This is a genomic window from Streptomyces sp. NPDC001492 (assembly GCF_053597275.1).
Window position 1 is genome coordinate 1 of record NZ_JBSFHW010000102.1, and the last position, 8468, is coordinate 8468.

Annotated in this window: 7 protein-coding genes and 1 riboswitch; of the genes, 5 read left to right on the forward strand and 2 right to left on the reverse strand. The window is 68.6% G+C overall.

What is annotated here, in order from left to right; all coding sequences use genetic code 11:
- Window positions 1-47 precede the first annotated feature (47 nt).
- Together ACWC1K_RS50325 and ACWC1K_RS50330 are read right to left on the reverse strand one after the other, a co-directional pair.
- On the reverse strand, window positions 48-1439 hold the full coding sequence (locus ACWC1K_RS50325) for an alpha,alpha-trehalose-phosphate synthase (UDP-forming) (protein WP_450840907.1): 1392 nt from the start codon (window positions 1437-1439) through the stop codon (window positions 48-50).
- A 95-nt stretch (window positions 1440-1534) separates the two neighbouring features.
- Window positions 1535-2479, reverse strand: a complete 945-nt coding sequence (locus ACWC1K_RS50330; protein ID WP_450840909.1) for a glucosyl-3-phosphoglycerate synthase — start codon at window positions 2477-2479, stop codon at window positions 1535-1537.
- 158 nt (window positions 2480-2637) lie between these two features.
- Window positions 2638-2794: riboswitch (SAM riboswitch) on the forward strand.
- Window positions 2795-2812: 18 nt separating this feature from the next.
- Between ACWC1K_RS50330 and thrC the strand changes: the two genes are divergently transcribed.
- The 5 genes from thrC (at window position 2813) to ACWC1K_RS50355 (ending at window position 8437) form a co-directional block, all read left to right on the forward strand.
- Entirely contained in the window at window positions 2813-4099 is a 1287-nt protein-coding gene (gene thrC / locus ACWC1K_RS50335) for a threonine synthase (RefSeq protein WP_450840911.1), read from the forward strand.
- A 119-nt stretch (window positions 4100-4218) separates the two neighbouring features.
- A complete protein-coding gene (locus tag ACWC1K_RS50340; RefSeq protein WP_030941262.1) occupies window positions 4219-4494 on the forward strand; it encodes a MoaD/ThiS family protein in 276 nt (91 codons plus the stop codon).
- Window positions 4495-4945: 451 nt separating this feature from the next.
- On the forward strand, window positions 4946-5152 hold the full coding sequence (locus tag ACWC1K_RS50345) for a cold-shock protein (protein WP_019057200.1): 207 nt from the start codon (window positions 4946-4948) through the stop codon (window positions 5150-5152).
- Window positions 5153-5532: 380 nt separating this feature from the next.
- A complete protein-coding gene (groL, locus tag ACWC1K_RS50350) occupies window positions 5533-7155 on the forward strand; it encodes a chaperonin GroEL (protein ID WP_450696607.1) in 1623 nt (540 codons plus the stop codon).
- 166 nt (window positions 7156-7321) lie between these two features.
- On the forward strand, window positions 7322-8437 hold the full coding sequence (locus ACWC1K_RS50355) for an NADH:flavin oxidoreductase (RefSeq protein WP_450840913.1): 1116 nt from the start codon (window positions 7322-7324) through the stop codon (window positions 8435-8437).
- Window positions 8438-8468: the final 31 nt, after the last annotated feature.

An 8468-nucleotide genomic window follows, 5' to 3' on the forward strand; every position in this document is an offset into this window, starting at 1 on the left:
GCTCAAGGGCCGAAAAGGCGGGGGTCTGGGGGCGGCAGCCCCCAGCCTCAGCCGCGCAAAGCCTCCAGCTGATCAAGGAACCACTGCGCCGGCGGCAGCGCCGTAGCCGCAGCGGCAAGCCGCTTGCTGCGCTCGGCCCGCTCAGCCGCCGGCAGGCACAACGCGGCGTGCAGCGCCTCCGCCGTCCCGATCACGTCGTACGGGTTCACCGTGATCGCGTCCTCGCCCAGCTCGGCGTAGGCGCCCGCTTCCCGCGACAGCACCAGCGCGCACCCCTCGTCGGAGACGACCGGCACCTCCTTCGCCACCAGGTTCATGCCGTCCCGGATCGGGTTGACGAGGGCCACGTCGGCCAGCCGGTAGGCGGCCAGCGAGCGCGCGAAGTCGTCCTTGACGTGCAGCACGACCGGTGTCCAACCCGGCGTCCCGAAGCGGGAGTTGATCTCCTCGGCCACCCGCTGCACCTCGGCCGTGTAGTCGCGGTAGACGGCGAGGTCCTGCCGGGAGGGGTAGGCGAACGCGACGTGCACGACCCGCTCCCGCCACTCGGGCCGGTCCTCCAGCAGCTGCCGGTACGCCAGCAGCCCGCGCACGATGTTCTTCGACAGCTCGGTGCGGTCGACCCGTACGACCGTTTTGCGGCCGGCGCCGATCTCCTCCCGCAGCGCGGCCATGCGCTCGGCCACATCGGTCTCGTGCGACCGCTTGCGCAGGAAGTCCGCGTCCGCGCCGAGGCCGTGCACGCCGATCCGGGTGCCGCCGAGGCCGCCCACCACCGCCGCGGCGCACGCCGTGAACGCGTCCGCCCAGCGCCGGGTCAGAAAGCCCAGCCGGTCGGCGCCCAGCATGCCGTGCAGCAGCTGCTCGGCGATGTCGTCCGGCAGTATCCGGAAGTAGTCCACCGGCGCCCACGGCGTGTGCGAGAAGTGCCCGATCCTGAGGTCCGGCCGCACTTCCCGCAGCATCCCCGGCACCAGACACAGGTGGTAGTCCTGCACCAGCACCGCCGCGCCCTCGGCCGCCTCCTGGGCGAGCGCCTCGGCGAAGGCGCGGTTGTAGGTCTCGTACGACGCCCACTGCCGCCGGAACTCCGCGTCGAAGACCGGCTCGAGCGGCGTCTGGTACAGCATGTGGTGCACGAACCACAGCACGGAGTTCGCGATGCCGTTGTACGCGTCGGCGTGCACACCGGCCGGGATGTCCAGCATCCGCACACCGTCCTCGCCGACCCCGCGCCGTACCGCCTCGCGGTCGCCGTCGGACAGCGCCGAGCACACCCACAGGGCGTCCGCGTCGGGCCCGATCGCGGACAGGCCGGAGACCAGCCCGCCGCCGCCGCGCCTGGCGGCCAGCGAGCCGTCCTCCTGCACTTCGTACGAGACCGGGCCGCGATTGGACGCGACCAGTACCTGATGACCAGCGGCGTGCGTGGAAGCCATACGCCTCAACCTAGCCCGGCCCGGAAACGCTCAAACGTACGGCTGGGCTCTGCGGGTGGACCGTATACACCGCCGGCACCGCGTTACGCGCCGCCTCAGGCGACCTTGCGCGACGCGTACTCCGCGATCTCCACCATCGGCGGCCGCTCCTCCGTGTCCACGGAGTAGGTGCGCGGCTCGAAGCCGTCCTCGCCCCGTTCGAACTGGGTGAGGGAGGGACGGATGAGATGGCCGCGGGCCAGCCGCAGCTGTGCCGTGCGGTAGATCGCGGCGGACATCCGGCCCAGCGCCTGCCCGTCCTGGTGCCGGTGCTTGCGCACCCCGACGTCCACCTGGGCGAGTGCGTCGAGGCCCACCAGGTGCAGGGCGTCGACCAGCATGCCCAGCTCGACGCCGTACCCGACGGGGAACGGCAGCTGTTCCAGCAGGCTGCGCCGGGCCGCGTACTCGCCGCCGAGCGGCTGCACGAAGCCCGCCAGCTGCGGCCAGTGCATGTTCAGCAGCGGGCGTGCCATCAGCTCGGTGACCCGGCCGCCCTGGCCCTGGGCGCCGGCCAGCGGACGGTCGTACATGCCCTTGACGAGGTCGACCCCAGGGTCGGTGAGCAGCGGGCCGACGATGCCGGAGACGAAGTCGGAGGAGAACTCCTTCAGGTCGGCGTCGATGAAGCAGACGATGTCCCCGCTCGTGACCAGGAGCGAGCGCCACAGCACCTCGCCCTTGCCGGGGACGGTCGGGATGCGGGGCAGGATGTCGTCGCGGTGGACGACCCTGGCCCCGGCCGCCGCGGCGACCTCGGACGTGCGGTCGGTGGACCCCGAGTCGACTACGACGATCTCGTCGACGAGCGGGACCTGCTGCATCAGGTCATGACGGATGATCGCGACGATGTCGCCGACCGTCTCCTCCTCGTTGAGCGCGGGCAGCACGACGCTGACCGACTGTCCCGACCGCTGCTTGGCGGCGAGGATCCTGTGGAGGGGGCGGTCGGTCAGGGACCAGGAGCGGGTGCTCAGCCAGCGCTCGACTTCTTCCAGCACGTAGGCGGCTCCTCTGCGTTCTCTCGGCGAGCATGCGATCTGTGATCCATCTCGCGGTTCGGACGACTATCTCAACTGTCCTGGCCTTCGGTTACAGTCTTGAACAACGCTGGTGACCATCGCATGTCGGGGATCGCCCGGCGTTTACAACCGCATACCGCTCATCCAGAGGGGCAGAGGGATACGGCCCGATGAAGCCCCGGCAACCCTCCAGCCGGTCTCGTACCGATCGATGCTGATCGTTCCGCGAGGCTCCCGGCTAGGGAAGGTGCCAAATCCGTCTCACGGCGAGATGCGCCGTGAGGAAGATGAGGAGAAAGGGCCTCGCCTCACATGGCTGCGCAGACTGTTGCAAGCACCACCGACTCCACGACCGTCGACCTCGGTCCCGCCGCGGCGCTCTCCTGCCGCGAGTGCGGTCACCAGGTGCCCCTCGGCCCGGTCTTCGCCTGCGAGGAGTGTTTCGGCCCGCTCGAGATCGCGTACGACTTCTCGGCCTACGACACCGAGGAGCTCCGCAAGCAGATCGAGGCGGGTCCCGCGAACATCTGGCGTTACGCGCCCCTGCTGCCGGTCCCGGCGGACGTGGCCGACAAGCCCAACATCAACCCCGGTTGGACCAAGCTGGTCAAGGCCGACAACCTCGCCCGCGAGCTGGGCGTGACCGGCGGACTGTACGTCAAGGACGACTCCGGCAACCCGACGCACTCCTTCAAGGACCGAGTCGTCGCCCAGGCCATCGAGGCCGCCCGCGCCTTCGACTTCACCACCCTGTCCTGCTCGTCCACCGGCAACCTGGCCGGTGCGGTGGGTGCCGCGGCCGCCCGCGCCGGCTTCCGGTCCTGCGTGTTCATCCCGCACGACCTGGAGCAGGGCAAGGTCGTCATGGCCGCGGTCTACGGCGGCGAACTCGTCGGCATCGACGGCAACTACGACGACGTGAACCGCTTCTGCTCCGAGCTGATCGGCGACCCGGCCGGCGAGGGCTGGGGCTTCGTCAACGTCAACCTGCGGCCGTACTACGCCGAGGGCTCCAAGACCCTGGCGTACGAGATCTGCGAGCAGCTCGGCTGGCGGCTGCCGGACCAGCTGGTCGTACCGATCGCCTCCGGCTCTCAGCTCACGAAGATCGACAAGGGGCTGCAGGAGCTGATCAAGCTCGGGCTCGTCGAGGACAAGCCGTACAAGATCTTCGGGGCGCAGGCGGAAGGGTGCAGCCCTGTCTCCGTCGCGTACAAGGCGGGGCACGACGTCGTACGGCCGCAGAAGCCGAACACGATCGCCAAGTCGCTGGCCATCGGCAACCCGGCGGATGGTCCCTACGTTCTCGACATTGCCCGGCGCACCGGGGGTGCGGTGGAGGATGTCAACGACGAGCAGATCGTCGATGCCATTCGGCTGCTCGCCAAGACCGAGGGGATCTTCGCGGAGACCGCCGGTGGGGTGACGGTGGGCGTGACGCGCAAGTTGATCGAGAACGGTGTTCTCGACCCTGCTCTCACGACCGTCGTGCTGAACACGGGCGATGGCCTCAAGACCCTCGACGCGGTGGCCGGTACGGGGCTCACCGCGACGATTCGCCCGAGCCTTGAGTCGTTCCGTGAGGCGGGGCTCGCCTAGCAGGTAGTTGTTCGTCTGCGGGCCGGTGGGGGCTGGTCGCGCCCCGCGGCGGAGCCGCAAATCGACACAGCCCCGCGCCCCTGAAGACAAAGGCCCGTTTCCCTGACCGGAGGTTCATCGTGAGCGTCAACGTCCGTATCCCGACCATCCTGCGTACCTACACCGGCGGGCAGGCCGAGGTGACTGCCGAAGGTGGCACCCTCGGTGAGGTCATCGCCGATCTGGAGAAGAATCACACCGGCATCGCCGCCCGCGTTCTCGACGACCAGGGCAAGCTGCGCCGCTTCGTCAACGTGTACGTGAACGACGACGATGTTCGGTTCGAGCAGGGGCTGGAGACGGCGACTCCGGACGGGGCGGGCGTCTCGATCATTCCGGCCGTGGCCGGAGGCTGAGCGAAACAGGTCGGACGACCGATTATTACCGTCGGTAACGCTGATTACCGAGAGTTCATCGAATTGCCCCCTCCGTGAGAGAAGCGGAGGGGGCAATTCTGCATGGTTGAGCACGGTACAGTTGGGGAACCTGCTCGACTCCGCTTGCCGCATGCATATGAGTTCCTGCTTCTCGGGCAGCGAGAAGTAGCCAAAGTGTGCAGGTTTTTTGCGTCTTATGCTCCATTTATGGGGCCCGACTTGCCCTGAATTCGGGCGAATTCTCCGTAAATTCCCGACCGGTCGTGCCCGGAATTCTCGTCCGATTGACCTGTTGCAGACGGCAGTTGGACAGATACATTCAGCCGCGGTCGACGCGTTCCGGCGCACGCCCCCAACCGTGGGGGGTGAGGTCTGACCCGGATCCGCGAAGTGTGGATCTGTGCAAGGGCCAGTAATAGGGGAGTTAGGCATGGCTCAGGGCACCGTCAAGTGGTTCAACGCGGAGAAGGGGTACGGCTTCATCGCGGTCGACGGTGGTGCGGATGTTTTCGTCCACTACAGTGCGATTCAGATGGACGGCTACCGCACCCTGGAAGAGGGTCAGCGGGTCGATTTCGAGATCTCGCAGGGCCAGAAGGGGCCGCAGGCGGACATGGTCCGTCTGGCGACCAGCTGAAGCACGCGCCGGGTTAACTGCAGCGACGTTCTTCTGTTCTTGATCGAAGGGTCCGCACCTGAGGGGGCGGGCCCTTCGGCATGCCCGGAGGGCCTGGACCGGTCCGGGGCGGGTGCCGTCGGTACGGGAGCGGCTCGCGCCCGCCCGCGCCCGGCCACCACCCCTCGGCGAGCCCGCTCCGCGGGCGCACCTTGCACTCGGGGGGGCCGAGTGCTAATCATTGGCGTTAGCACTCTGAAGGTGAGAGTGACAATGAAGGACCGGGTCGGTGAGGCCCGCAGGCCGGGTGGGGAAGGAACCCACGAGGTGTGCGAGCCGTCCGTCGCGGGCGCGGGCGCGGTCCGAAGGAATCACCCCCAGTCCTGGAGGGACCACTTCACATGGCCAAGATCATCGCGTTCGACGAGGAGGCGCGGCGCGGCCTCGAGCGCGGCATGAACCAGCTCGCGGACGCCGTGAAGGTGACGCTCGGCCCCAAGGGCCGCAACGTCGTCCTCGAGAAGAAGTGGGGCGCCCCCACGATCACCAACGATGGTGTCTCCATCGCCAAGGAGATCGAACTCGAGGACCCGTACGAGAAGATCGGCGCCGAGCTGGTCAAGGAAGTCGCCAAGAAGACGGACGACGTCGCCGGTGACGGTACGACCACCGCGACCGTTCTCGCCCAGGCCCTGGTCAAGGAGGGCCTGCGCAACGTAGCCGCCGGCGCCAACCCGATGGCCCTCAAGCGCGGTATCGAGAAGGCCGTCGAGGCCGTCTCCGGTGCCCTGCTCGAGCAGGCGAAGGATGTCGAGACCAAGGAGCAGATCGCTTCGACGGCCTCCATCTCCGCCGCCGACACCCAGATCGGCGAGCTCATCGCCGAGGCGATGGACAAGGTCGGCAAGGAAGGCGTCATCACCGTCGAGGAGTCCCAGACCTTCGGTCTGGAGCTGGAGCTCACCGAGGGTATGCGCTTCGACAAGGGCTACATCTCGGCGTACTTCGCCACCGACATGGAGCGGATGGAGGCGTCGCTCGACGACCCGTACATCCTGATCGCCAACTCCAAGATCGCTTCCGTCAAGGATCTGCTCCCGCTCCTGGAGAAGGTCATGCAGTCGGGCAAGCCGCTGCTGATCATCGCCGAGGACGTCGAGGGCGAGGCCCTGTCGACCCTGGTCGTCAACAAGATCCGCGGCACCTTCAAGTCCGTCGCCGTCAAGGCCCCGGGCTTCGGCGACCGCCGCAAGGCGATGCTGAACGACATCGCCATCCTCACCGGTGGCGAGGTCATCTCCGAGGAGGTCGGTCTCAAGCTGGAGAACACCTCCCTCGACCTGCTGGGCCGCGCCCGCAAGGTGGTCATCACCAAGGACGAGACCACCATCGTCGACGGTGCCGGCTCCACGGAGCAGGTGCAGGGCCGGGTCAACCAGATCCGCGCCGAGATCGAGAACAGCGACTCGGACTACGACCGCGAGAAGCTGCAGGAGCGCCTGGCGAAGCTGGCCGGCGGTGTCGCGGTCATCAAGGCCGGTGCCGCCACCGAGGTGGAGCTCAAGGAGCGCAAGCACCGCATCGAGGACGCCGTCCGCAACGCGAAGGCCGCCGTCGAGGAGGGCATCGTCGCCGGTGGTGGCGTCGCGCTCATCCAGGCGTCCAGCGTCTTCGAGAAGCTGGACCTGGAGGGTGACGAGGCGACCGGCGCCAACGCCGTGCGCATCGCGCTCGAGGCCCCGCTGAAGCAGATCGCCGTCAACGCCGGCCTCGAGGGCGGTGTCGTGGTGGAGAAGGTGCGCAACCTGACCCCGGGCCACGGCCTGAACGCCGCGACCGGCGAGTACGTCGACCTGGTCAAGGAAGGCATCATCGACCCGGCGAAGGTCACGCGCTCTGCCCTGCAGAACGCCGCCTCCATCGCCGCGCTCTTCCTCACCACCGAGGCCGTCATCGCCGACAAGCCGGAGAAGGCCGCCGCGCCCGCCGGTGGCGGTATGCCGGGCGGTGACATGGACTTCTGATCGGCCTCCGGCTGATCCGGGTTCCACCGAGGGCGGCACTCCCTGGAAACAGGGGGTGCCGCCCTCGGGCGTGTTCGAGGTCATAGAAGATTTGATTAAGAGGGTGCAACAATGCGTATGCACATACCCTTTGGTTAACGCAGCCTTGCACGAGGAGCCCACCCACGTGACCACCACCCCCTCCCGCGCCGCCGAGATCCTCTCCCGGCCCACCGCGATCAACGGCCTGACCGTCCCCAACCGCATCGTCATGGCGCCCATGACGCGCATGTTCTCCCCGGGTGGCGTCCCCGGTGAGGACGTGGTGTCGTACTACGCCCGCCGGGCCGCCGCCGGCGTCGGGCTGATCGTCACCGAGGGCACGTACGTCGGCCACGAATCGGCCGGCAACAGCGACCGCGTACCGCGCTTCCACGGCGAGGAGCAGCTCGCGGGCTGGCAGAAGGTCGCCGAGGCGGTGCATGCGGCGGGCGGCACGATCGTTCCGCAGCTGTGGCACATCGGCACGGTCCGCAACCAGGGCGACGCGCCCCACCCGGACGCCCCCTCGCACGGCCCGTCCGGTCTGCGCGTCACCGGCGTCGAGGACGCCACGCCCATGACCGGGGCCGACATCGACGCCGTCATCGCCGCGTTCGTCGAGTCCGCGGTCGCCGCCGAGCGCATCGGCTTCGACGGCATCGAACTGCACGGCGCGCACGGCTACCTCCTCGACCAGTTCCTGTGGGCCGGCACCAACCGCCGTACGGACGCGTACGGCGGCGACCCCGTGGCCCGTACGAAGTTCGCGGCGGAGATCGTGGCGGCCGTGCGGGAGGCCGTCTCGCCGGAGTTCCCCGTTCTGTTCCGGTACTCGCAGTGGAAGCAGGAGGCGTACGACGCGCGGCTCGCCGAGACGCCCGAGGAACTGGAGGCGATTCTCGCCCCGTTGGCCGCGGCCGGTGTCGACGCGTTCCACGCCTCCACGCGGCGGTACTGGCTGCCGGAGTTCGAGGGCTCCGACCTCAACCTCGCGGGCTGGACGAAGAAGCTCACGGGCAGGCCGACCATCACCGTCGGGTCGGTCGGGCTCGACGGGGACTTCATCCGCGGGTTCGCCGGGGAGGGGTCGCCGGTCCGCGGGATCGATGACCTGCTGGACCGGCTGGAGCGGGAGGAGTACGACTTCGTCGCGGTCGGGCGGGCGCTGCTGCAGGATCCCGAGTGGGCGGCGAAGGTGCTGGCCGGGCGGAGCGATGAGCTTCAGCCGTACTCGGCGAGCGCGTTGAAGACGCTGAGCTGAGCTGGGCGAGGGGGGTCCGGGGGCTGCGCCC